General features: G+C 36.0%; 23 protein-coding genes. 6 read left to right on the top strand and 17 right to left on the bottom strand.

From position 1 onward, the window contains the following. Nucleotides 1-20 precede the first annotated feature (20 nt). The 8 genes from dnaK to ACVYAD_RS17485 form a co-directional block, all read right to left on the bottom strand. Nucleotides 21-1,859 (bottom strand): molecular chaperone DnaK, encoded by a 1,839-nt coding sequence (gene dnaK / locus ACVYAD_RS17520; protein ID WP_476427317.1) that lies wholly within the window; start codon nucleotides 1,857-1,859, stop codon nucleotides 21-23. Between the two features lie 78 nt (nucleotides 1,860-1,937). Continuing rightward, entirely contained in the window at nucleotides 1,938-2,510 is a 573-nt protein-coding gene (grpE, locus tag ACVYAD_RS17515) for a nucleotide exchange factor GrpE (RefSeq protein WP_386827572.1), read from the bottom strand. Nucleotides 2,511-2,528: 18 nt separating this feature from the next. After that, the gene (hrcA, locus tag ACVYAD_RS17510) at nucleotides 2,529-3,557 is read right to left on the bottom strand and encodes a heat-inducible transcriptional repressor HrcA (protein ID WP_349660142.1); all 1,029 of its coding nucleotides are present in this window, start codon (nucleotides 3,555-3,557) and stop codon (nucleotides 2,529-2,531) included. A gap of 89 nt (nucleotides 3,558-3,646) precedes the next feature. Next, nucleotides 3,647-4,792, bottom strand: coding sequence for a radical SAM family heme chaperone HemW (hemW, locus tag ACVYAD_RS17505; protein WP_476427314.1), 1,146 nt, complete (start codon nucleotides 4,790-4,792; stop codon nucleotides 3,647-3,649). 304 nt (nucleotides 4,793-5,096) lie between these two features. Beyond that, nucleotides 5,097-6,257 carry a chromate efflux transporter gene (gene chrA / locus ACVYAD_RS17500; protein WP_476427313.1) on the bottom strand — a complete coding sequence of 387 codons (1,161 nt, stop codon included), beginning with the start codon at nucleotides 6,255-6,257 and terminating at the stop codon, nucleotides 5,097-5,099. 102 nt (nucleotides 6,258-6,359) lie between these two features. Continuing rightward, nucleotides 6,360-7,205 (bottom strand): DUF4179 domain-containing protein, encoded by an 846-nt coding sequence (locus ACVYAD_RS17495; RefSeq protein WP_476427312.1) that lies wholly within the window; start codon nucleotides 7,203-7,205, stop codon nucleotides 6,360-6,362. A 222-nt stretch (nucleotides 7,206-7,427) separates the two neighbouring features. Beyond that, complete coding sequence (locus ACVYAD_RS17490) at nucleotides 7,428-7,643, bottom strand: hypothetical protein (protein WP_476427311.1); 216 nt, start codon at nucleotides 7,641-7,643, stop codon at nucleotides 7,428-7,430. Nucleotides 7,644-7,899: 256 nt separating this feature from the next. Next, nucleotides 7,900-9,090, bottom strand: a complete 1,191-nt coding sequence (locus ACVYAD_RS17485; protein WP_476427310.1) for a DHH family phosphoesterase — start codon at nucleotides 9,088-9,090, stop codon at nucleotides 7,900-7,902. Nucleotides 9,091-9,688: 598 nt separating this feature from the next. Between ACVYAD_RS17485 and ACVYAD_RS17480 the strand changes: the two genes are divergently transcribed. The 3 genes from ACVYAD_RS17480 to ACVYAD_RS17470 all read left to right on the top strand — a co-directional run bounded on the left by ACVYAD_RS17480 (nucleotide 9,689) and on the right by ACVYAD_RS17470 (nucleotide 13,639). Further along, the gene (locus tag ACVYAD_RS17480) at nucleotides 9,689-9,847 is read left to right on the top strand and encodes a hypothetical protein (RefSeq protein ID WP_432760145.1); all 159 of its coding nucleotides are present in this window, start codon (nucleotides 9,689-9,691) and stop codon (nucleotides 9,845-9,847) included. Between the two features lie 467 nt (nucleotides 9,848-10,314). Then, the gene (locus ACVYAD_RS17475) at nucleotides 10,315-11,964 is read left to right on the top strand and encodes a pyridoxal phosphate-dependent decarboxylase family protein (protein WP_476427309.1); all 1,650 of its coding nucleotides are present in this window, start codon (nucleotides 10,315-10,317) and stop codon (nucleotides 11,962-11,964) included. Next, entirely contained in the window at nucleotides 11,942-13,639 is a 1,698-nt protein-coding gene (locus tag ACVYAD_RS17470) for a methyl-accepting chemotaxis protein (RefSeq protein ID WP_476427308.1), read from the top strand. The genes ACVYAD_RS17475 and ACVYAD_RS17470 overlap by 23 nt, the downstream gene beginning before the upstream one ends. Nucleotides 13,640-13,734: 95 nt before the next feature. Here the strand turns inward: ACVYAD_RS17470 and ACVYAD_RS17465 are convergent, their stop codons facing one another. From ACVYAD_RS17465 to ACVYAD_RS17445, 5 genes are all read right to left on the bottom strand, one after another. After that, entirely contained in the window at nucleotides 13,735-14,670 is a 936-nt protein-coding gene (locus ACVYAD_RS17465) for an SDR family NAD(P)-dependent oxidoreductase (RefSeq protein WP_476427307.1), read from the bottom strand. Between the two features lie 69 nt (nucleotides 14,671-14,739). Further along, complete coding sequence (locus ACVYAD_RS17460) at nucleotides 14,740-15,318, bottom strand: TetR/AcrR family transcriptional regulator (protein WP_476427306.1); 579 nt, start codon at nucleotides 15,316-15,318, stop codon at nucleotides 14,740-14,742. A 136-nt stretch (nucleotides 15,319-15,454) separates the two neighbouring features. Then, nucleotides 15,455-15,880: a GatB/YqeY domain-containing protein gene (locus ACVYAD_RS17455; protein ID WP_386827581.1), complete on the bottom strand. Its 426-nt coding sequence runs from the start codon at nucleotides 15,878-15,880 to the stop codon at nucleotides 15,455-15,457. Nucleotides 15,881-15,984: 104 nt separating this feature from the next. Beyond that, nucleotides 15,985-16,320 carry a hypothetical protein gene (locus ACVYAD_RS17450; RefSeq protein WP_476427305.1) on the bottom strand — a complete coding sequence of 112 codons (336 nt, stop codon included), beginning with the start codon at nucleotides 16,318-16,320 and terminating at the stop codon, nucleotides 15,985-15,987. 306 nt (nucleotides 16,321-16,626) lie between these two features. Beyond that, the gene (locus ACVYAD_RS17445; protein WP_349660130.1) at nucleotides 16,627-17,385 is read right to left on the bottom strand and encodes a formate/nitrite transporter family protein; all 759 of its coding nucleotides are present in this window, start codon (nucleotides 17,383-17,385) and stop codon (nucleotides 16,627-16,629) included. A gap of 1,020 nt (nucleotides 17,386-18,405) precedes the next feature. On the opposite strand from ACVYAD_RS17445, the gene ACVYAD_RS17440 reads away from it, so the two are divergent. Continuing rightward, nucleotides 18,406-18,591: a hypothetical protein gene (locus ACVYAD_RS17440; protein ID WP_100545925.1), complete on the top strand. Its 186-nt coding sequence runs from the start codon at nucleotides 18,406-18,408 to the stop codon at nucleotides 18,589-18,591. Between the two features lie 757 nt (nucleotides 18,592-19,348). On the opposite strand, the gene ACVYAD_RS17435 is transcribed toward ACVYAD_RS17440, so the two are convergent. After that, nucleotides 19,349-20,794 (bottom strand): DEAD/DEAH box helicase, encoded by a 1,446-nt coding sequence (locus tag ACVYAD_RS17435; protein WP_476427303.1) that lies wholly within the window; start codon nucleotides 20,792-20,794, stop codon nucleotides 19,349-19,351. A gap of 440 nt (nucleotides 20,795-21,234) precedes the next feature. Between ACVYAD_RS17435 and ACVYAD_RS17430 the strand changes: the two genes are divergently transcribed. Next, on the top strand, nucleotides 21,235-22,230 hold the full coding sequence (locus ACVYAD_RS17430) for a PLP-dependent cysteine synthase family protein (protein WP_349660129.1): 996 nt from the start codon (nucleotides 21,235-21,237) through the stop codon (nucleotides 22,228-22,230). A 138-nt stretch (nucleotides 22,231-22,368) separates the two neighbouring features. Here the strand turns inward: ACVYAD_RS17430 and ACVYAD_RS17425 are convergent, their stop codons facing one another. The 3 genes from ACVYAD_RS17425 to ACVYAD_RS17415 all read right to left on the bottom strand — a co-directional run bounded on the left by ACVYAD_RS17425 (nucleotide 22,369) and on the right by ACVYAD_RS17415 (nucleotide 24,257). Continuing rightward, nucleotides 22,369-23,364: a zinc-dependent alcohol dehydrogenase family protein gene (locus tag ACVYAD_RS17425; RefSeq protein ID WP_476427302.1), complete on the bottom strand. Its 996-nt coding sequence runs from the start codon at nucleotides 23,362-23,364 to the stop codon at nucleotides 22,369-22,371. Between the two features lie 120 nt (nucleotides 23,365-23,484). After that, nucleotides 23,485-23,730 (bottom strand): hypothetical protein, encoded by a 246-nt coding sequence (locus tag ACVYAD_RS17420; protein WP_476427301.1) that lies wholly within the window; start codon nucleotides 23,728-23,730, stop codon nucleotides 23,485-23,487. A gap of 386 nt (nucleotides 23,731-24,116) precedes the next feature. After that, a complete protein-coding gene (locus tag ACVYAD_RS17415) occupies nucleotides 24,117-24,257 on the bottom strand; it encodes a YoaP domain-containing protein (RefSeq protein ID WP_476427300.1) in 141 nt (46 codons plus the stop codon). Between the two features lie 290 nt (nucleotides 24,258-24,547). Here ACVYAD_RS17415 and ACVYAD_RS17410 point away from each other — a divergent pair, with 290 nt between their 5' ends. After that, nucleotides 24,548-24,973: a GNAT family N-acetyltransferase gene (locus ACVYAD_RS17410; RefSeq protein WP_476427299.1), complete on the top strand. Its 426-nt coding sequence runs from the start codon at nucleotides 24,548-24,550 to the stop codon at nucleotides 24,971-24,973. Nucleotides 24,974-25,023: the final 50 nt, after the last annotated feature.

Raw genomic sequence — 25,023 nt, 5'->3', positions numbered from 1 at the left:
CTTAACTGTGTTACTTACTATTATTTATCGTCTTTTACTTCTTCAAAGTCAGCATCTACGATGTCATCTTTTTTACCATCGCCAGCTTCTTCACCTGCTTCGCCACCTTGAGCTGCTTGAGCAGCTGCTGCAGCTTGTTCATATACTTTCATTACTAGTGGTTGTAATACACCTTCTAGTTTTTCTTTTGCAGATTTAATGCCTTCTAATTCGCCAGCTTCAAGCGCTTTTTTCAGTTCATCACGAGCATCTTCTACAGATTTTTTCTCATCTTCTGTAATTTGTTCGCCTAAATCAGCAATTGTTTTGTCCACTTGGAACACTAATTGGTCAGCTTCGTTGCGAAGATCTGCTTCCTCTTTACGTTTAGAATCCGCCTCAGCATTTGCCTCAGCATCTTTTACCATACGTTCGATTTCTTCCTCAGATAAACCAGAATCAGATTGGATAACAATTGTTTGTTCTTTGTTTGTACCAAGGTCTTTCGCTTTAACAGATACGATACCATTTTTATCAATATCGAATGTTACTTCGATTTGTGGTACACCACGTGGTGCTGGCGGAATATCTGATAATTGGAAGCGACCTAATGTTTTGTTGTCAGCTGCCATTGAGCGTTCACCTTGTAGTACGTGAATATCTACTGCTGGTTGGTTGTCAGCTGCAGTTGAGAATACTTGTGATTTAGATGTTGGGATCGTAGTATTACGGTCAATTAATTTTGTGAATACGCCACCCATAGTTTCGATACCTAATGAAAGTGGAGTTACGTCAAGTAGAACTACGTCTTTCACATCACCAGTTAATACGCCACCTTGAACTGCAGCACCCATTGCTACAACTTCATCAGGGTTTACACCGCGGTGTGGTTCTTTATTAGTTTCTTTACGTACAGCTTCTTGTACAGCTGGAATACGAGTAGAACCACCAACTAAGATTACTTGGTCAATTTCAGATGTTGAAAGACCTGCATCAGATAATGCTTGACGTACTGGACCTACTGTACGATTTACTAATGGTAATGTAATTTCGTCAAATTTAGCACGAGTTAAAGAAATTTCTAAGTGTAATGGACCCGCTTCACCAGCAGTGATGAATGGTAAAGAAATTTGAGTAGAAGTTACACCTGATAAGTCTTTTTTCGCTTTTTCAGCTGCGTCTTTTAGACGTTGCATAGCCATTTTATCTTTTGAAAGGTCAATGCCATTTTCTTTTTTGAATTCTGCTACAAGATACTCGATGATAGCATCGTCGAAATCGTCCCCACCTAGTTTGTTATCACCAGCTGTTGCTAATACTTCAAATACACCGTCACCTAATTCAAGAATAGACACGTCAAATGTACCGCCACCAAGGTCAAATACTAATACTTTTTGATCTGTATCTTGTTTGTCTAAACCATAAGCAAGTGCAGCAGCTGTTGGTTCGTTAATAATACGCTCTACTTCTAAACCAGCGATTTTACCAGCGTCTTTTGTAGCTTGACGTTGAGCATCGTTGAAGTAAGCAGGTACAGTAATAACTGCTTTTGTTACTTTTTCACCTAAGTAATCTTCAGCATAACCTTTTAAGTATTGAAGAATCATTGCAGAAACTTCTTGTGGTGTATATTCTTTATCTTCCACTTGAACTTTTTCAGATGTACCCATTTTAGATTTAATAGAAATAATTGTGTTAGGGTTTGTTACTGATTGACGTTTCGCTACTTCACCAACTTGACGTTCGCCGCCTTTAAATGCAACAACAGATGGTGTTGTACGGTTTCCTTCTGGGTTTGGAATTACTTTTGGTTCTCCGCCTTCAAGGACAGAGACACATGAGTTTGTTGTTCCTAAGTCAATACCGATAATTTTGCTCATTAAAATTTCCTCCTATTATTGAAACGCAAATGATGCGTTTTCTAACTAATAATTGTAATTAACTAAATAGTACTAAGTCTATTCGTTCACAGATACCATCGTTGGGCGTAATACGCGATCCTTTAACATATAACCTTTTTGAAGCTCGCGTAAGACAACACCAGCCTCTTTTTCACTATCTTGCTCCTGCATAACAGCTTGGTGAACATTTGGATCAAATTGCTCACCTTCAGCTTTAATAATTTGCAAGCCTTCCTTCTCAGTTGCTTCGATCAGAGAACGGTACACCATTTCAATACCTTTTACGATAGAAGCCGTTTCTTCTGAAGTCGCTTCAACTTGTAAAGCACGCTCAAAATTATCGATGACTGGCAGTAAATCTGACAGTAAAGTTTGAGCGCGATACTTTTCAGCAGCCTCACGATCAAGTTGGTTGCGACGACGAATGTTATCGAAGTCAGCACGTAAACGTAGATGACGGTTTTCCTCATCGTCTAGCTTTGCTTGTAACTCAGCTAGCTTTGCTTCGTACTGTTCTTCGATTGTTAATTCGACTTCTTGTTCTTCTACTTTAACTTCTGTTTCTTCTACTTCATTTTCAGCTTGTACATCTTCTTGTACAAGGTCTTTGTTTTCAGTTGTTTCCGTCACTTGAAATCCTCCTCATTATCAATCACTACGATTCTTCGTAAAGGCTTGTGTTAAATCCATGCGCATTACATCTAGTAAAGCAACAACACGTTTATAATCCATTCGTGTTGGACCAATAATTGCTATAGCCCCTTGCTGTTCTTCACCAATAGAATAAGTGGTCGTAATGACACTACAGTTTTCCATTTCTAGTTGTTTATTTTCCGAGCCTATACGAATATGAATGCCCGATTCATTAGGATGGAAGAGCGACTGAACTTGGCTAGTCGTTTCCATTAAGTCCAAAATCATCCGGACTTTATTTAAATCGTGGAATTCCGGTTGGTTGAACATATTTGTTTTACCACCATAAAAAATTTTACTTTCCGAATTATGCATCGTCGCTGTCACGAGAGAGCGAATAAAATCATCCGCTGATTGAACATGCTGTTGTAATACTGTTAGCACTTCAGCTTCGAGTTTTTTATGAATATCTTCTAATGACTCACCAATTAGACGTTCATTTAAGATATTAACCATTTTCTCTAAATCAGAAGCGGTAAAATTAGGAGGTAAATTAAACATGCGATTTTCAACATGCCCATTACTCGTTACGATAATCGCTACTGCTGCATCGCTAGAGAGTGGCACAATTGAAAATCGTTTAACACGATGCCTTTGGACATCTGGTCCTAAAAGAATCGATGTATACGATGTCAGCTCCGATAAAATATTGGCTGACTTTCGGATAATATGCTCTACTTCTACTAAACGATCATTGAAAATTGATTGGATTTGCTGAATGTCCCTTGAATTAATGCCTTGCGGGCTCAACAAATGATCTACATAAAATCTATAACCCTTTTCCGAAGGCACTCGACCAGAGGAAGTGTGCGTTTTTTCCAAGAAGCCTAATTCCTCTAAATCCGCCATTTCATTTCGAATTGTGGCCGGACTAAATGTAATCTCTTGCTTTTTGGAGATTTGGCGAGAACCTACCGGCTGTGCAAACATAATAAAATCGTCTACTATAGCTTGCAATATTTGTAATTGCCGATTTGTTAGCATGATCATCACCTCTGTTAGCACTCAACTAAGAGGAGTGCTAATACTATTATTAAGTTATCAAATCCTACATTTTATGTCAATGAAATCGCTCAATCTTCTAGTAAAAATTGTTGAAATACTTCATTCCCTACAAAACGACCTTTTCGAGTAAGACGAATTCCTTTAGTATCATGCTCCAATAGACCTTCTGAAACTAATTTTTCTATGATATGTGAGTAATGCCTATGCATGGGTTCATTAAATTTTTCTTCATATATAGTGTGTGTAATTCCTTCCGTTTTACGCAGTCCTAAAAACATTTGCTCTTCACATTTTTCTTTCTTTGTTACAACATGTTCATATACAATTGGTAGTTCTCCTGCATTTACTGCATCCATATACTTTTTCAATGGTCCATGATTTGAATATCGCACACCAGCTAAATATCCATGAGCACCTGCACCAAAGCCTGCATATTCATCGTTTTCCCAGTATATTTTATTATGTGTAGAACTGAAACCAGATTGAGCAAAGTTACTAATTTCATATTGATGAAGTCCATGTGCCTCCATCTGTTTCATTAACAACTCGTACATATCCGCCTCAAGATCTTCAGTTGGTAAATGAAGCTTACCTTTTGTGTATTGATTATAAAAAATCGTTTTCGGCTCAACAATTAGTGAATAAGCGGAATAATGTGGTATATCAAGCGCGAACGCTTTTTCTAAAGTATCCTTCCATTGCGCCATCGTCTGCCCCGGCAAACCGTACATTAAATCCAAACTAATGTTTTTAAAGCCTACCTTTTTCGCTAAGTCAATTGTTTCATAGACATGATTGTTGCTATGTGTACGGCCAATCTTTTTTAACAACTCTTGATCAAAGGATTGCACACCCATGCTTATGCGATTTACACCGCCAGCAAATAATGCCTGTAATTTCGCTTCTGATAGCTCGTCCGGATTGGCCTCTGACGTAAACTCCGCCACACTGCCCATTGGAATGTACGTACGAATAAGTTCAAGAAGTCTCTCTATTTGTTGCGGTGTTAATGCTGTTGGTGTACCGCCACCAAGAAATATCGTTTCGATTTTTTTAAAACTTTCAGGATATTTTTTAGTCGCAAGCTCCATCTCCTTGCCAAGCATTTCTATATATTCATCAACTGGTTGATTTTTAAAATAAAATTTATTGAAATCACAATAGTTGCAAATTTGATGACAAAAAGGAATATGAATGTAAACACCTCGTGCCATAGCTATCCCTTCTTTCTCGTTAGTCTTTTTCCATTTCCTCATTATAAACAATCAAGACATGGAACGCCATGAATCCAACCAGTAAAATAACTAAATCAAAACTAAATGGTAGGGACATTATTTTTCTATAAGAAATTACATGACATCAATCCCGCGGACATGTTTTAAAAGGGGAAGATTGTTAAAAAGCTGTATGTACTTATTTAATTAGCCAACTTTCACAAAAAAATCAAACCCACTGCAACAAGTGGGTTTGATTTATCGAGAAAGGAATAAATGCAAATTAATATATTTTTGTGTGTGCTTAATAACATATAAGACCTACACAAATGCCAATAAGAACAAGCAAATAAGGTTGGACTTTCCAACGTATCAAGCACCATAAAAATGTGGCTGCGATTACGATGTCGAGTCCATTTTGAATTGTCTGTGTAACAATCGGATGAATAAAAGCTGCAGTTAATATGCCAACAACTGCTGCATTTGCACCAGCCATCGCTCCTCTTAATCCGGCAATACGATTAAGAGTTAGCCAAAAAGGCATTGCCCCTACTATTAGCAAAAATGCTGGTAAAAAAATCGCTATCGTTGCAATAATAGCCCCTGGCACCCCAGCAATGACCATACCTATATAAGAAGCAAACGTAAATAATGGGCCTGGGACTGCCTGCGTCATTCCGTATCCTGCTAAAAAATCGGAAGAACTCATTAATCCACTTTGGACAAATTGCATCTCTAGTAAAGGTAATACGACATGTCCTCCACCAAATACTAATGCACCAGATAAATAAAACTTTTCAATTAACATAAACCATTCATATTGAATAAATGAGCTAGCGATTGGTAAACCGATAAGCAATAGAACATACAACGCTAAAAAACATATACCGGTTATTTTTGAAATCGGCACAATCGTTTCTTTAGGTTCTTCTCTTTGATTCGTCAACTTAAAAAAGAGATAGCCTATAAAAGAAGCAACAATAATAGTAGTTACTTGAGCAAGTGGATGAACCCATAAAAGCACTACTGCAAGTGCTAACAAAGCGATTATAAAATGTCGAATACTAGGGATTAATTTTTTGGACATTTCAAAAATTGCTTGTGCAACAATTGCAACAGCCACTAATTTTAAGCCATGAACCCAGCCCATATCCAACCCTGTATGTGCAGAAAAATACGCAAATGCCATAAGGAGCAAAACCGATGGCAATGTAAAACCAAGAAATGACACAATACTACCCAATAAGCCGCCTCTTAATAAGCCAATACCCATCCCTACCTGGCTCGATGCTGGCCCAGGTAAAAATTGACTGAGCCCAACTAGTTGACTATATTCTTTATCAGGTAACCATTTACGCTTCTGAACATATTCATTTTGAAAATACCCTAAATGAGCAGTAGGACCCCCAAAGGATGTACAACCTAATTTTAGTGAAACTAAAAAAATTCCCCATAACCTTCGCAATATCTTCAACTACTTTCGATGTCATATATTTATATTACATTGAGTAATCATCTTTTTAGTTTAAGATATTGTAAAATTTAAAATTTACGGATGTAGGTTTCATTATTTATCTTCAATTTTAATAGCAGAGCCCAGTTCACTTCCATTTTTAGCAACCGGAATTAGCTTATAGCTATTATCGGTCAAATATAATGCATCGAGGCGGACACCCCATTTCGTATAATCTTCATTTAAAGGATAAGCAGAGTTAATGCGCCAAGTTTCCCCTGACGCTGATTGAATTTTAAAATGTATCGCTTCATTTAGTAAGCTTTTCTCGGAATGAAAGTAAATCGTTGTAGATATTGGTGTAGAAACAACCTTTTCTATCATTATTTTCTGACCATCTAACAGCTTTACTTTTTTCTCAACAGAGAAGGTTTTTCTATCTGCTTGTAATTGCTCTTGCGAAGCTTCCACTTGAAATTCCCATGGCTCGTCAATCTTTTTTTCCCCGTTCCAGTCGTTATAACGAATATCTAAGCTTAATATTTTATCTTCTGGTAGTTCTCTTAATTTCACACTACTATAGATTGTATAACTTTTATCGGATTGTTGGATTGTCTGTCCTCCATTTCTAACCGTGAGCTCTTTTCCATTCACAAAAACTTGTGGAAAGAAAAAGATTTGATTGTCGAAATTTAAGTCCTTAACTGGCTTAAAAGTAGCGTTCAATAATATTTGGTTATCATCAATGATTATTTCATTTAACGTTAAACGTCCGAGAACATTTTCAGTAGTTTTGTCGACAACTGTTTTGTATGCTTCAAAATTCAAATCTTTCTTAAATAAAAAATAATAAACAATGACACAAGTAGCTACCAATAAAAGCAGTACTACAATAAACCATATTTTGCGTCCTCGATTTTCCTTTGGCTGGTTCTCAACTAGAAGCATATCGGACATCATGTACACCTCATTTTAAGAAAGTATGTCTGCACAAAAGCTTTTTATTTATTGTAGTTTTCAGTTGAACATTATATAACCTCTAACGTTGTCTTGATTTGGCTGATTTCGCTATGTATCTAAAGGAATAATGTATATTCCTTTAATGTTGTTGCAAATCTTGAAGAACAAAATGGTCAATGAAATGTTTGTGATTGTTGCAGTACATTAAATTAGAGTGATTTCTCATGCCTGAAAATATATGCTATGAGAAGAGGTTGATTGGAGTGGAGACTGGGCGACTCCTCGGGGATCAGCGATAGAGGAACTAATGCGAAAATCATCACATCCTGTGATAACGCCTTCGTGACCAACTTCGTGCTGTTGCTGTCGCTGCGCTTTCGCACAAACAAAACCTGCTGCTGCCGCTACGTTACACTCACGCTTTCGCGCAAAAGACATCTGTTGGCTCGAGACCCTGCAGCGAAGCGAAGCGGCTCATCGGACGCCCCCAGGAAGCTTTGCTATGTGCGAAAGCGTAGCGGCAGCTACAAATGTTTTAACTGTGCGAAAGCGTAGCGGCAGCTACAAATGTTTTAACTGTGCGAAAGCGTAGCGGCAGCTACAAATGTTTTAACTGTGCGAAAGCGTAGCGGCAGCAACAAAACACCCAGTCGGAACGGAAATCACCCCCTCGTTTTGCGAAGAGCTTTATTCCTTACTCTTGATGACGAACCTTTTTGGCTTCTTCCATTAAATAATCTACAAACAATTCATCTTTCACTAACCATGCTTGATAATTTCTTTTCAAAAACCATTCCGCTTCATAAAAACTTGTAAAGATTTGATCTAATGGAAGTTTATTTTTTTCAATTATCCAATCAAAATCACTTATTGAATATAGGAGAAAATTTTCTTCTTCAAGGTTTTTATACATTGTCCCAAACGAAGAAAACCTTAAATTATAGCGATTTCGTTTGGCATCTTCCGGTATTGGTGCTATATGAAATGTTTGTGTTACATACTGCTCATACGCTTCATCTGTTAAAGAGCAACCAGCAGCTTTTTGATGCCCTCCCCCTCCGAATTCTGCTGCAATAGCCGAAACATCTACGTGATCATGGATCGTTCGAAATGAAATTCTTTTGCCACCCATATTTAATATAGCTATAAAATCAAGGTGTACATTTTCTTTCCCCAATTCATTTCCAAGCTCTGAGTGATAAGATTCTGCATACACTACACCTGTAAAGTAATTTCCAATCGATGTTTGTACTAGCTCCCGTTTTTTTCGGCGAATGTACCGTTCTATTTTCTCTTCTTCCATACGCAACATTTTCTTTTCAAAATCATCAAAGTCAAAGTGTTCGCTTGTCTTTAAGCGTTCAAGCATTTTTTCTTCAAAGTCATCAATTGATACTAAAAAAAAGAGAGTGTTTAGCCGACGTGCTTGTTGATTATCATTCTTTTCCCATTCCCATGTATCATACTGTCTCACTAACTCTACAAATTCTGTGATGGCACTTGTTTGTTCTAAAAATCCATGTGAAACAAGGTACTGATAAAATAAGGACGTTGCTGATGTTAAATACCCATTTTCATCTGCTACTATTACTTTACCCCATTCATAATCGTTCAAATGATAAGCTGTTTTATGATGATCGAGCAGTTGAACATTGCCAGTTGCGGTATAAAAATCATCTAATCTCTTTTCATTTTCCTCGTTTGGAGATAAGTCTGTAATAAATAAAAAAGTACCTTGGTCGTTCGTGTCTAAAAAAAATTCAATCTCGCGATCCAGCGATGAAATCGAATTGTACCTTACCTTCACTTGATCTTGAAAAGCAAGTTTGGCTAAAATTCCGCAACCTATTCCATCTAAATCATTATGCGATAGCAATTTATACATTTTTTCACCTCCCAATTAGTATGGTTTAACATTAAAAATTTATCGGTATTGTTAGGAGTGTTTATGCTGAAAAAGAGAATTACTTATTTAGGACTTGGTCTATTATTCATTGTTGCTTTAGGGTTTGGTACATATTGTGTTTAAAAGTTCTACTTTTCACAAAAATGAAATCGACAAAACCGATGTGCTTATTGGAAGTATTGGTTATACAGAAACTCCCCTTGTTCGACCGCCATATGGTAAAAAACTAATTGGTTTACCTTTTTACTAAAGTAAAAATAATCGCGATACCATTACGTGGAATTTGGAGTCAGATTCATATTTCTCATTGGTCGAGAAAAAATCAATTATGCTCATTATGCCTCGGCATAATTGCGTTCGGAATCGGCTTTGTGCTTAGGCCTGCACGAGGGCCGGACAATGATGTCGGTCATTTCGGTAATGCCACAGGACGTGGCGTTTTTACCGATGCAGGTCAGTTAGCCCTTATCGCATGGATGCGATGATTTTTTGGCTAACAACCTATACAGAACTCCATTCCGATTCAGTGACATCCGCCGGAGGCTTTAACTTCTTTCATCGGGTGTTTGGACACTCGATGAAAGAAGTTAAAGAAAAAATTCAACCAGGCTCTATAATTTTGATGCATCCTATGTACGATGATACTGGAAATGAATCACAAGCAATTGAAGGGATTTTAAAGACCTTGTTGAAGAAGGTTATACATTTGTCACTATTAAGGAGCTTAAGAAATTAGAAAGGCACATCAGATAATCCTATATGTGCCTTTCTAGTTCAATGAAGCAACTGCATTATCACAATAAAACGCATACTCCCTTTGAGTAATATTCACTTCTCATAAATAGTCATAAAGTATTAATAATCATCATTTTTTTAATTAAATGAAATTATTATTTTCATAGTATTCACCATAAAAAGTTTCTTTTCCTCTTAGCACTTCCTCGTCACTAACTTTGCAATAATTCATAAAAAAAGAGTCATGAAAACCCTTTAAAATCAACATTTCTAGAAAAATCCCACTACACTATTTCTTCCAAATATTTCACCTCAAAATAAATCTAACTATTTTGAAATGTCTAAATTATTTTTCTGGTAAAATATAAATTCATTTATTGTTATAATATGTTATCATTATTTTAGTAAAACGACCTATTTTTATGAAACAAAAAATAGAGGAAAAATGAACTAAAAAGGACGATGACTATGAAAAAAATCCAGCAATTATTCCAAAGTGAAGATGGAAATATCGAACAAAGAGAGAACTTTTTAACCCTATTAGAGAAAATTGTTACATCATTAGATGCATTAAAAGATCCACAAACAACGACTCTTGGGCCGATGAAAGAACGCTCTGACAATTTCTACAAAGAGTTAATGCAAGAAAATCAAGTACCAGTTTCAGGTGTCGGGCTTGATCAAGTTGTAAATGAATTAACGAAATTGATGCAAGGACATCCTTACCATACACGTAACTTTGTAACAAATGTTTTGCCAATGGCCAGCATTCCTGGCATATTAGGCCAATTTACAAATGCTCTACTTAATGGTAACAATCTATGGGATGTATACGGACCTGCTGCCGCAGAATGTGAGGTAAAAGTAGTTGCAATGATGTCGAAGTTAGTTGGCTACGACTATACACAAAGCTTTGGTTACACAACTTGGGGCGGACAAGGGGCTGTTTTCAGTGGGCTTCGTCTTGCAATCGCTAAACAATTCCCTAACGCAAAGGAAGATGGCGTACCTAATAATTTATATTGCTTCGCTTCAGAAAATGCTCATTACAGCTTATTAAAATCAATTGAAGCAGTCGGCATTGGTAGCAAGCATTTAATTCGTGTTAAAGCTGGGCAAGATCATTCAATGGATATCGAAGACTTACGTTTGCGTATGACTGAGGTTATCGAAAATGGTGGCATTCCAGTGTATGTAGTTGCTACAACAGGCGCTACAGATCAATTTGCTATTGATGATGTACAAGCAATCAAAAATGTTACAACTGAGCTAGAACAAAAACATTCCTTAAAGCCTATACATATTCACGCTGATTCAGCGTTAGGTGGTTTTTACGCATTTTTCAACGATTATGATTTTAAGGCAAACCCACTTCAGTTCGAGACTGATGTTTTACAAGGACTTGAACAAATTAGAGAACGTATGCAATATCTACCTATTGCAGATAGCCTTTGCTTCGACTTCCAAAAGCTTGGTCAAACACCGTATTTAACAAGCTTATTCTTAATAAAAGAAGGAAAGCATTTACAGCTATTAGATATTGATGACTTCGACACACCTTATGTAGGCAATCGAGGCTATGGTTCTTACCATACAGGCTATACATTAGAGTGCTCTCGTATGGGTAGTTCAATTGCTATTTATGCTGCATTACAGGCATTTGGTAAAGAAGGCTACCAACAAATATTAGCTAATTATGTACGTGTAAATTTAGCGTTCCGTGCGCAGTTAGCTGAGAAAACGCCAATGTTACAAGTAGTCAACGAGTCTAATATTGGACCAGTCACAGCCTTCCGTTTATATCCAGAAGGTCTGAATTGGAATTCTGAACAGTCAGGTAGCTATACACAAGATCAAATTGAATATATTAATGGCCTAAACGCTTCTTTATTTGAAATTATAGGAGAAGGTCGCGACGAAGTATTTTTCGGAGATACAACACGTGTTTGCACTGTCAACACTAGCGATACAAAACAACAAATTCCAGTCGCTGCTGCAAAATTCTTCTCAATTTCTCCTTATACTGAGATAGAACATATTAGTGATATGGTTCAGTTCTTACAACAAAAGGTGAATGTATTGGAGGCTGCTAAAGTTGAGTATAGTCAAAAAATTTAAAAGCTCGTTACTCTATAAATATATTGCAAGTTTTACTATTCCAATTGCTATTATTTCAGTAATATTTAGTATCGTATTATTTATTACATCTTACCGGATCATCGATGATTATGTTATTACACAATTTGAGTCAGAATTAGAGGTTATATCAAAGACAATTTTTAATGATATTGACAAAAATGACATCGAAGCTGCAGATAACGGCGATAAGGATAAATATGATGAAATATTAAATGAATTAAATGAAACACTTAAAGAGTATGATATTGAAAATGCTTACGTTCTTTCACGTGCAAATGGTAAAGAACATATTGTGGCATTGAGCCAAAAAGATGATTATCAAGCGAGCTATGTGTTTAGTGAGGACATGAAAGAAGCACTAAAGACTGAAACCGTTCAATCGAGTGATATTTATGAAGATGAATATGGAATTCATAAATCGATTTTCATACCATTTAAAGACACTGATATTCTTTTTGGTTTAGATATGGACGCTTCCTTTATTTCTAAGCTTCAAACAGAAACTCTTTGGATTTGTATCATCATGACCGTGATGTTTTTGATATTCGGTATTATTGTGGCTTATGTCATTAGTAAGAGCATTATTAAACCAATTAAAAATATGACTAGTTATGTTGGTAAGGTGGCACAAGGAGACTTAGCTGTTGAATCACTTAACATAAAGGGTTCTAATGAAATTGCACAGCTTTCAGATGGCATTGAAAATATGACAGAAGACTTACGCTCACTAATTCAGCAAATTGCTGAAAATGCTGAGCAAGTAGCTGCTATGTCCGAAGAGTTGTCGGCAGGCTCTGAGCAAACAAGTGCATCCATTCAACAGATTACATCTTCTATGCAAGAGGTAGCTGCAGGATCAGAAAAACAAACTTCCTCTATTGAAGAAGTAGAAACTCATATTACGACAATCTCCACAAAGATGTCAGAAGTTGTATCGAGCGTAAATGATGTCACTACTAAAGCATCTAATGCATCTTCTATTTCAGAAAAAGGTAATACGACGATTCAAAGCGCTACAGAAAAAATGGCCTTAACATCTAATGCTATTCAAGAGACTTCAGATGTTGTGAAACGTTTAAGCACTTATTCAAATGAGATCGGCGACATTGTCACTTTAATTAACGAGATTACTGATCAAACAAATTTACTCGCTTTAAATGCATCTATTGAAGCAGCACGTGCTGGTGAGCATGGTAAAGGCTTTGCAGTTGTAGCTGAAGAAGTGCGTAAATTAGCTGACCAATCTTTAGCAGCGACGAATAGTATTCGAACACGTATTGAGACGATTAAAGAAGAGTCTACTCAAGCTGTGAAATCTATGGAGATTAGCAGTAATAATCTTGCAGAAAGCTCTACTAGCTTTAATGAATCAGGTGTAGCCTTTAAAGAAATATATTCGAATATTACTTCATTAACTCAAGAGATGGATTATGTCAATAATATCATTTCTAACATTAATGACGGGGTTAACAACATTGCATTTTCTGTAGAGGAAGTTGGTGTAATAGCCGTTCAAGCGTCTGGAAACATTCAAAATGTGGCTGCTGCTTCTGAGGAACAATCAGCTAGTATCGAGGAGATTACGGCGTCTTCAAATAATTTAGCTGAGATGGCACAACAACTTCGTAATATCATACAAAAATTTCAGCTGTAAGAAATACTAATAAAAAATCCGCTATGCTTTCTGTAGGTAATTTTCTACCAACAGAAGTTTATGCGGATTTTTTCATTGACTCTTAAAAGTCTTTTTTATGCTCTCTTGTTCATCCATGCAAGCGTTTCTTCTAGTCCTACTCTATATGAAGTATTTGGTAAAGCGCCTATTTCCCTTTCAAATTTCTCCCCACTTAAAATGACCGGTTCTTCTGTTAAATAAAAGATTTCAACTACTTCTTTCATAGAAGGAGCAAATATTCCAATCAGCCGGATCATGCCTTTAGAAACTGTACGAATGCCCTTTTTGTAGCCAGTAATGTCACGTAAAATTTTCACTAGTTCTTCCCCTGCAATTGTGTGAACAGCTGGCACATTCCAATTTTGATTATAGGTCTCGTCTCGTAAAGCAAGCTCAACCATAGCCTTTGCACCATCTACTGTATAAAGAAACTCCCTCTTCACTTGCATATTCCCTACAAAATTAGCTTTTTTATCTTGCACAACATTTTTTAACGTTTCATAAAGTATTGTATTCTCTGCATTTGGTCCGTATAAATCAGGAAAATGTACAATTAACGAGGGTGCATTACTATTTTTCAATTTATTTTCCATCGTTAAACGAATTTTTCCTTTTTTCGTCTGCGGTTCCTTTCTAGCTTGCTCTATTACAGGGTTTATCGATTGTCTTCCATATGCATAAATATTATCTACAAACGCAATCTTCGCTCCTCGCCTCTCGGCTATGTTAATCACCATATCTAAGCATCGCAAATGGTGCTTTTCCCAATCTTGATACGGAAAACTAATAGCATGAAAAATAATATTCACACCGTTTGAAGCTCTCATCATGTCCTGTTCATTAAATACATCACCTGAAATGATTTCGACATTTTTGTGTTGCCGAAAAAGTGCAACTAACTTTTTTTCATTTCTAGCAAATGCCTTCACCTGTATATTTCTACTAACTAGTTCATTTACAAGCGCATAACCCATACCACCAGATGCTCCAATAACTAATGCTTTTTGCATACTATACCCCCTTTAATTAACCACTGGTCAAATAACTGCTAAAAGATGGCTCTAGATTTTTTTCTAGAGCTACTCTCTAAATGTCAAAGCCTTGATAAGAAATTTTGCATGAACATCCACGGCTTCTTTCGCTTCTTCATAATTTTTCACATAATGACGATAATGTGCTACAAATCCATGAAGAGCAATAAATGTAGAATGTATATCTGAAATCAACAGTTCTGTCTTTGATAAGGAACGTACAGATTGTGCAAATTTTTCATAGCTAAGGTTTGCTGCCTCTTGCGATAGCCCATCAATTTCTCTATCCCTCATGATAAACATTAATTCATACTGACTTTGATTATTTAAACCAAACGCCATAAAGCCTACAAAAACATTCAGCAGTTTAGTGTTATGATCTTCAGGACCGTCCATATTTTCATCTAAAGTATTATTTAGTTCAGAAAAATAGTCACTTAATATTGCATAAAATATTTCGGCTTTATTTTTAAAATGATAATAAATAGCCCCATGACTACAACCAAGCTCTTTAGCAATACTACGCATTGATATTTGCTGAAAATCCTTCGTGATAAACTGCTTATGAGCCTCATTTATAATCATTTCTTTCGTCAAATCCTTTGTTGATGGCTTACGTGGCGACATAGTGTTCTCCTTTTTGACCAGTGGTTAACAATAAGTATAAAAGCATTTTCATTTTTTGGCAATACTACAAAAAAATATAGTAATTCAAAAAAACAACCCCGTACTACTTAAGAGTAGGGGGCTGTTTCTAACGATATTAAATAAGGCCCTTCACAACTTTTGAAATAACAGCGCCTTCAGCTTGACCATTTAATAAAGGTTTTGCAATTTTCATCGCTTCACCCATGTTCATTCCCTTTACAACGCCAGCTGCCACAAGCTTTTCTGCAATTTCTTCTTCAGTTAATTGCTCCGGTAAAAATGATTTTAACAGAACTAATTTTGCTTCCTCTTTTTCAATTAAGTCAGCTCGACCTGCATTTTGAGCACCCTCAAGAGCCTGATTTGTTTGCTTTACTTCACGATTTATAATAGCCATTTCCTCTTCAGGCGATAAAGCTTCTCCTTTTTCTTTTTCAGCTAAATCTAGAGCAGATTTCAAAATCGATAATACGCCTTTTGCTAAAACATCCTTTTCTTTCATTGCCTTTTTTAATAGTTCAAATACCTCTGTTTTTAACAATCTTTTTCACTCCTTTGTGACATTTATTATACCATAAAAAAATACCGTAACCTTAAGGGATACGGTAGCATGTGTCACAAAATTATGCCGAGACATAATTGATATTATTTTACTTGTTTAAGCATAGATACTTCAGCTTTTGTCGTTATTACATCCGATGATAAAATATCAAATTTTGCATCTACAAGATCAATTTTTCGACTTAAATTTTGTTCAACTTTGTCTAATCTTTTTCCCAAAGCTTCGTTTTTTTCTTCTAATCTCTTTTCAACTGCATCGAGTTTTTCTTCTAATCTCTTCTCAACTACTTCGAGTTTTTCTTCTAATCTCTTCTCAACTGCTTCGATTTGTTGTTGAAGATCCGATTTTATGTCTTGCATTTGCTTTGAAAGCTCTAAAATTGCTTGAAGAATCGTATGTTGGTTGACTTCTTGTTCCATTTTTGAGTTCCTCCGCTCTTTTATATTTATTACATTATCTATTAATTTCTCGCATTCATCACAATAAAAATAGGTAGAGTTACATAAGCAACTCTACCTGTCATTCTATCTACGATTTATCTAAAAGTCAAAGTATTAAGGGATGGAAATTGTCAAGTATTCATCCGTTAATTTCACTTGATATAATCGCATTGCTTTATATTCCTGTATATGTCAACAGGTGCTTACAATCACTTCTCAAATTGCAATGGCACTAAGTATTTTACTCTACTTAAACAGACTACATTAGCAATATTTAGTGATTTATTAATCTCTGCCATTCACCCAATAAACAAAACCAATAACAGCTCCACCAATAATATTCCCTAGTGTTACAGGCAATAAGTTTGAAATGGCTCCACCAAACGATACTAGTTCACCATGAGGTATGAAAAGAGCAAGAGAAAACAATGTCATATTTGCTATACAGTGCTCAAATCCAATTGTGACAAATGGGAAAATACAGCAGAAAATCATCGCTAATTTTCCTGCTTCTGTTTTCAATTTATACGTACACCATACGGCCAAGCATACAAGTAAATTACATAAAATACCTCGACATAAAAGTTCAACAAAACTACCACTCATCTTAGCTGTAGCCAATTTTTCAATGTAAGCCGCTATGTCTCCACTTGCTAACCCCGAGTAAAAAAATAGTGCGGCCGCTAAAAGAGAACCAAAGAAATTTCCTATGTAACTAAACGTCCAAATGCTCAGCATCTCTAATGGTGATGATTTTTTTGATAGTGTACTAACCGTTAAAACTAGATTATCACCCGTAAATAAATTGGCCCCAGCCATCATAACCATACTAAGCGCCACACCAAATGCTAATCCTTGTAAGATTTTCATACTTGGTACCTCAGTTGGACTTAATAAGCCGCCAATAGTTGTGATGAGCAAAATTCCAAATCCGATAAAAAGCCCGCCAAAAATAGCTAACAATAAATAATTAGCAGGCTTTTGCTTCATCATGTTAATTTTTGTTTCAGCAGTTATACAAACTGAAGAAATAGTTTCTTTCATACTTTCATCTCCTAAATAACATCAAGCTAACTTAATAGCTCTTTTTTACCGTTGATCGCAAGTAGTCACCTAGTTACCACTCTAACCAACTTTTTTACAAGGCTACATTTTAACAAATATTATTCCAAAATATCGTTAATTAGCAAATTTAAAGTAAATCCCTCCAAATAAACATATATTTATGCACTTTAAAGATTACTTTATATCTACTATTAGTTCATTTGGATTAAAATAAGTATAGTTAATCAAAAATAATGCAGGAATTTCTTTCTGATAAGACGTCAATTTAAGTTACACTCGACTCACTTTTGCATAGAAGCATTGTCAATATTAATATTCCTCCCTTTACCTCAGAAAAAATTAATGTGCAGATATGATTCATTATTTTTTTCTATCATTAGATTCGATCTTTCTATCAGGTGTTTTATTGCTTAAATGGATTTATCATGATACGATTCCACCAATTCTTACAAAACAAGTAGGTTAAATAGGAACAATTATACCTCGGCATAATTGCGTCCGGAATCGGCTTTGTGCTTAGGCCTGCAGATGTTTTTTGTGCGAAAGCGCAGTGCTAGTAGCGGCAGCAACAAGATGCAGGTCAGTTAGCCGTTATCGCATGGATGCGATGATTTTAGGCTAACATCCTTTATGAATTCCTTTCCGATTCCGTGACATCCGCCGGAGGCTTTAGGCCAACACGATGTTGGTCACTCAGTCATTGCCACAGGACGTGGCGTTCTTAGACTGAGTTCCTCTATTTCGGCAAGTGTTTGGACACCCGCTGAAAAGTGACTTAAACCTCATTCATCTCACCACCTATAGAGGTGGGTGACTTCTTCTGAAAGAAGTTAAACAATTCAATGTTAATAGGTCATCCTCTGACGTATAATTGCCTTAGAATAAGCTTTTAAAAGATCGGGTTATCGGGGAACTTTTTTGAAGAAAGTTAGGAAATATGACTGAAAAGATAGGAGGTTGGAGCCGCTACTGCGGGAAAAATTAGAAAGGAAGATTTAAATGAAAACCATAGCTGGAACGATTGCTTTATGTTTTTCTTTTACTTTATTCATTTATTTATTTGGTTTAAAAATGGAACATTCAGTGAAATATGATGCAGGCTTCTTCTTTCTTCCGCTAATCCTACTTGTGCTGTCACTTATCTCCTTTTATTCTGATTACAAAATGAATAAGAAAATAGATTGAAAGAAAACCTTTAACTGTTCTAATCATAAAACAGCGCATATTCTTTGGCTCTATCGATGCCGCTTGATGCCAACACAGAAGTACGACACCGTATTCAATATCATTTAAGGCACCTTCATAGCGATACACTTTCCCACCAATCGTCACGAGATCGGTGTCGTCTTTTTTGATATGCGTTGCGAATTGTTTGGCTTGAATACAGATGCCTTGTGGATACAAAATACGGTTCGTTTTGAGTGCGGCTTCAATGATCGTACGGGATGTATACCAGCTATCGCACAATAAATACGTCGGCTGTTTTAATAGTGGCAGTTGGTTCATCATGTCTAACGAAAGTTGAATTTTACTGTCGGTTGTTTCTTTATCGAATAATCAAAAATCGTAAGAATATGCGTGTTGCCCTGATTTCATCATCAGTTGATCTCAGCTCTCACGCTTTTCCCGCTGAAGTCGCCGCCCTCCGTTCCATGTTTTTTTATCAATATATACTGATTCAAGAACAGATTTTGGTGTAGAGCCATTTTCAAGATGATTTTTTAAAAAAACATAAAATTTTATATCAATTGGGTTAAATTGGATTTATGTACTTGTTGTAAAAAGTATATACTTCGAGATTCTGCGTCCAATTAATATTCAACAAAATAAACAGCCAGTCCCCGGTGAAATACCGCGAACTGGCTGTTTTTTATACTAACTTCAATATAGAGGCAAGCACCTTTTCCACTTGACCCTCAACTCTATCAAAGCTTACCGCTTACTACTTATTGGCTTCATATACTTTCAATAACTTACCTTTGATTGTTGTTTTCTTCATGTTTTTTAAAACAATCGGGCCTTTATCATTTAATATTTCTACATAAGTAAAAGCATCTGTAATGGTAATAATGCCTATATCCTCGACTGTTACACCATCGATTTTGGCAATCGTCCCGACGAAATCTACAGCTCTTAGCTTCTTTTTCTTACCACCATTAAAATATAGCTTCATGATTTGCTCGTTCAGCTTTTCACTTTTCGCCTTTTTCAGGGTTGGTTCAATATCCATTTTCGCCTCAAAAGCTGCTTTCTTTTTTAAAGCATCTTCTTCAGTTGGCACTACTTTATTTGGAATTTTAAAACCAATATAGTCTTCAATTTCACTTAAAAAACGATCTTCAAACGGCGTTACAAGCGTAATTGCTTTCCCTTTTAAACCTGCTCGTCCAGTTCTTCCCGTACGATGGACGTAACTTTCTTTTTCTAATGGCAGATCATAGTTAATGACATGTGTGATATTATCAATATCAATTCCTCGAGCCGCTACGTCTGTGGCAACTAAATATCTAAAATCGCCTCTTTTAAAATCATTCATCACTTCAAGTCGTACATCCTGTATCATACCGCCATGAATTTTATCGCAGCTATATCCGAAATTGATTAACTGCTCACATAACGTATCGACTCTATCCTTTGTGCGGCAAAAAATGATACAGCTATCTGGATTTTCAACAATCGTAACTTTGCGCAGCAGGGATAGTTTTAGTTCTTCATCTACTACGTAAAGGGAATGATCAATTTTATCTGTTGTTAATCCCGTAGCTTGAATTTCTACATCAGTAGGTGTTTTCATATATTTAAGAGCTAAGTCTTTTACCTTCTCTGGCAACGTAGCTGAAAATAACATCGTCACACGATTTTGAGGCACTTGTTTAATAATGGCTTCGACTTGTTCTATGAACCCCATATTCAACATTTCGTCCGCCTCATCAATGACAAGATAACGTATTTTGTCTAAGACAAGCGTGCCTCTTTCAATATGATCTAACATGCGTCCCGGCGTACCAACAACAACATGTGTTTTTTGCTTTAGCTCTGTTTTTTGAATGGCAATCGGCTGTTTTCCATAAACCGCTGTTGCTTTAATGCGCTTCAGTCTGCCAATATTCGTAAAATCCTCTTTTACTTGAACAGCAAGCTCCCTTGTCGGAGTTAACACTAAGGCTTGCGGTTTGTTTTCTAGCCAATCAATGGCTTCGCAAATTGGAATCCCGTACGATGCAGTTTTCCCACTACCTGTTTGTGATTTTACAACAAGATCTGTTTTTGCTAATGCTAACGGAATGACCTTACTCTGAACTTCTGTTGGTTGTTCATATCCTAAGCTACCCAGTGCCATTATTATTTCATTACTTAATTCATAATCTTTAAACCTTTTTTTACTCATCATTAAGCCTCATTTATGTTCAATTATTTTTACTATTTCTGAAAGATAATTACCTAACATAGACTCCCATTATACATATGAAAGTGAGTAATAACTACTCTCGGAGTTACTACAACTTACCGAATTATCAGTTTACCTTCTATCCATTAGGCTTTCTCAGACATTCTCCTGCGAAAATATTTACAATTTGAACAGATGGAATGATCCAGTCCTTGCATTATGAATGATAGATCATGACATGTATATAGTGCACTTACATGTTACCTATTCATAAAAGAAGGACGTTGTATTAGCAAATTTAATTAATTATTTTTTTCTATTACTATATTCAATCTTTCTATCTGGAATTTTATTGCTTATAAGGATTTATCGTGATACGATTCCATTAATTCCTATAAAACAAGTTTGTTAAGTAAGCAAAAGATAAGGGGTTGATTGAGATGGGTCAAATTGTAACGAATAAGATCAAACAATCTATTACAGAATTAATCGGTCATACACCACTATTAGCATTAAATCAGTATATAAAAGAGCAACAGCTAGAAGCCGAAATTATCGTAAAGCTAGAGTATTTTAATCCTGCAAATAGTGTGAAGGACCGTGTTGCTAAAGCGTTGATTGAGGATGCTGAAGCTCGTGGTGTATTAACAAAAGATAAAACAATAATCGAAACAACAAGTGGCAATACTGGTATTGGTCTAGCAGCAATTGCAGCAGCAAAAGGCTATAATCTTCGAATTTACATGCAAGATGGTGTTAGTGAAGAGCGCACAAAGGTTGTAAAGGCATACGGAGCGGAGGTTGTACCATTTTCAGATGTCCCAGAAATGGTCGCTGCTTTTGAGGAAACAGAGGGTGACTTTGTTGAAACGAATAAAGTATTTCGAGAAACAGTCGTTGAACAAGAAGAAAATGTTGTGTTTTTAAATCAGTTAAATAATGATGCCAACCCAAATGTTCATAGGTTAACTACTGGTCCTGAGATTTGGGAGGATACAGACGGACAAATTGATATCTTTGTGGCAGCAATCGGCACAGGTGGTACGATAAGTGGTGCGGGTGCATACTTAAAATCTAAAAATCCAGTTATTCAGATCATTGGTGTAGAGCCTGCTGTTAATTCCATTGCAACCGTTGATAATCCAGATATCATTGAAATCACAGGTGTTCACCGCTTCTCCGATGCTGATGAGGTCCGTGTACCATCAAATGTTCATTTAGATATAATTGATGAAGTACTTGAGATAGAAACTACACAAGCTTATGAGGCAGCACGCGCAGTTGCGAAATCAGATGGTATATTAGTAGGGACTTCATCAGGTGCTGCTATATTTGCCGCCACAGCACTTGCAAAACGTGCAGAGAATAAAGGAAAACGAATTGTCGTTATCCTACCTGATACTGGTCTGCGATATTTATCAACAGATTTATTTTAGAATCACAAAGCTTAGATTTTTAGGCAAGTCATACTTATAAGGAAAGATGCTGGGGTAAAAGTGTTTCAGCTAACAAAAATACCGAACTATCCCTATGAAACGCTCATGAAGTGTTTCGGAATAGTTCGGTTTTTCTATTTATTGATAACTTGTTAAAAAAATCTTTCCTTTTGTAGTTTTAGACGATTCAACAGCCGTTATCGCCTTATTAATGTCTAACAAATCATAATGAGAATCCACCGTCATCATTTTTAATTCACCACTATTAATTAGATGGATTAAGTGCTGAAATGTACGTTGCCATCTTTCCACTGATACTTGCTTATTCCAATGACGCAAATGGAACATATTTGTATTTACATTTGCCTCTTTAACGATTCTCTGCCAATTCACTTGTACACCTGATAAAAGACCAATGGCTAAAAAGTTCCCTCCAGATTTCAGACAAAAAGCAAGGTCATTGCCCGCTGTCCCACCAATAGAATCAATAGCAGCATCAGCGCCCCTACCATTTGTTAGTTCCATTACTGTCTCATAAAGCGGTGCTTTTGAAGTATCTATTACATAGGAAGCACCAAGCTGAATTAAATCGTTAGTATGTCTATTATTTCTCGTAACCGCGATTAATTGAAAGCCTAACAATTTTGCTAGCTGAGCAAATATGTGTCCAATTGCGGACCCGCAAGCATTGACTATTAAAACATCATTTGGCTGCAATTGTAATATGTCTGTACATGTTACCCAAGCTGTCATTGGGTTGATATACATTTGTGCTGCAGTAAAATCAGCTATAGTATCTGGGATGGGTACTGCGAATTCTGCGCTTGTTTTTACAATTTCCTGCCAAGTCCCCTCCCCTCGCAAAGGTAATACACGCTTTCCGATAAGATTCTGAGAAACACACTGGCCTACATCCTCTACAATACCTACCCCTTCATAGCCAGGAATATTTGGCAAAGAAATTCGATGAGCATAACTCCCCCATATTGGGATTAAATCGGAAGGGTTAATAGGTCGCGCCAGCATTCGAACAAGAATTTCTTGTTCTTGAGGAGGTTGAATCATTTTATTTTCAAATTTCAAAACTTCTCGAGGGCTTCCAAATTCATATAATTTAATGCTTTTTGCTTTCAAAAAATTAACTCCTTTATATAGCAGTTTTTGTGACTACTCCAAAATGAAACCTCTCGGGGAGCTTTCTTCATCCTCACCAATCGTTCCAGCCTGTTGTTTGGTGTAATCCTATATATTACTCTATTTTGGATTTGCTTCACTTAAGGAGATTCGGTCGTAAAACATCTCCTTTATACTTGTGAGCTTTACTATACTTTCTACCATCTGATACTTTTTTTGTAACACAATTCGTTCTCCGGCAATATTGATTGTTACTGTGGCAAATAGCACAAAGAAAAATTGTTGTGCATGATGGGGATAATGATTAACCTCAACTATTTTAGCAGCCATACGCTCAAAAATAATACTGAGATCATTATTTTTCACTAAATGCCATCCATCATATTGATCTCCCCATATTTAATGTTCTGCATACTGTTTGCTAATTTTCAAAGCTGATCTACCTGAATTCTTAATTCTTATGGATATTTACCTGATAATTCTATAAAATATAAATAAGGGTAATAACTTTTAAAAATCCTAAGCAGTAAGGAGTGAGAACGTTGAATATCCAAAAACAATTGTTGGGCACTGTTCTCGGATATATGCTTGCAATCGTAATTGCATACATCTTTTTTGATTATTTTTCTTGGTCGTTTACTCTAGGTTCTTTTATAGGTATTTGTTTATTTGCTCTAATTTTAATGTTCATCAAAAGGGGATAAATTCCCTATTCATAATGTAATTAAATACTTTTTCGAATTTGTTTGCACTCATAATTTCATATGAAATAACTGACCATTGCAAAATAGTCCAAAGGTTGTCCATATGATAGGTGCATTCTGTGCTTCATCTTTCGTCATTAGTTGATATGTACGAAAAGGAATGCCCCTTTTCTCTACTATATTTTTCAAATCATCTATAAAATCTACTGCAAACGAACATTAGGCCAATATAAATTTGAATATAATTCACTTTACCACCCGCTTCTTTACCTACAAAAATTAATCCTGCTATTGTATTATTCATCACCAAACCAAACTTATAACGTGACAGACATTTAACGAATGCCTTCCCAAACTTTTTATGATGACCCTATTTTATTATATTGAAGGAAGATAACGGATAGTAATTATTAGAATGAAAATAGCCAACATATAATTCGGAAGTGAAATTTCCCATTATAAAAGAGGAGGAAAAATTTATGCAATATAAAATCTTACAGGAGCAAAATGAACATAAAAAATCTTTCATTAATAAAAAGCTTTACGAATACAATTTAAAACACTTCCCAAAAGATTTAAGAGGCCGATATCAAGAAATCAACCTCTTCCTTACAGATGAAAATGACCTAGTCCGTGGTGGCATATTGGGAGAAATTTGTTGGAATTGGTTAGAGATACATACACTTATGATCGATGAGGAAATTCGCGGATTAGGTTATGGCTCTAAATTATTAGTAGAAATCGAACAAATAGCTTTGAATAACAACTGTGATTTCATAAAGGTCGATACTTTAAGTTTTCAGGCTTTAGATTTTTATGAAAATCACGGATATCAAGTTTACGGCACATTAGACAATGTTGGACGGGATTATAAGCACTACTTTTTAAAAAAGGATCTTTCATAATAATCTCCTAAAGGAACTTCCTATCTAACAAAATAATAAATAATCCTCTA

It is taken from the genome of Lysinibacillus sp. G1-3 (assembly GCF_056322905.1).
The sequence above is the reverse complement of the archived record's forward strand: the minus strand, read 5'-3'. Positions and strand labels throughout refer to the sequence as shown.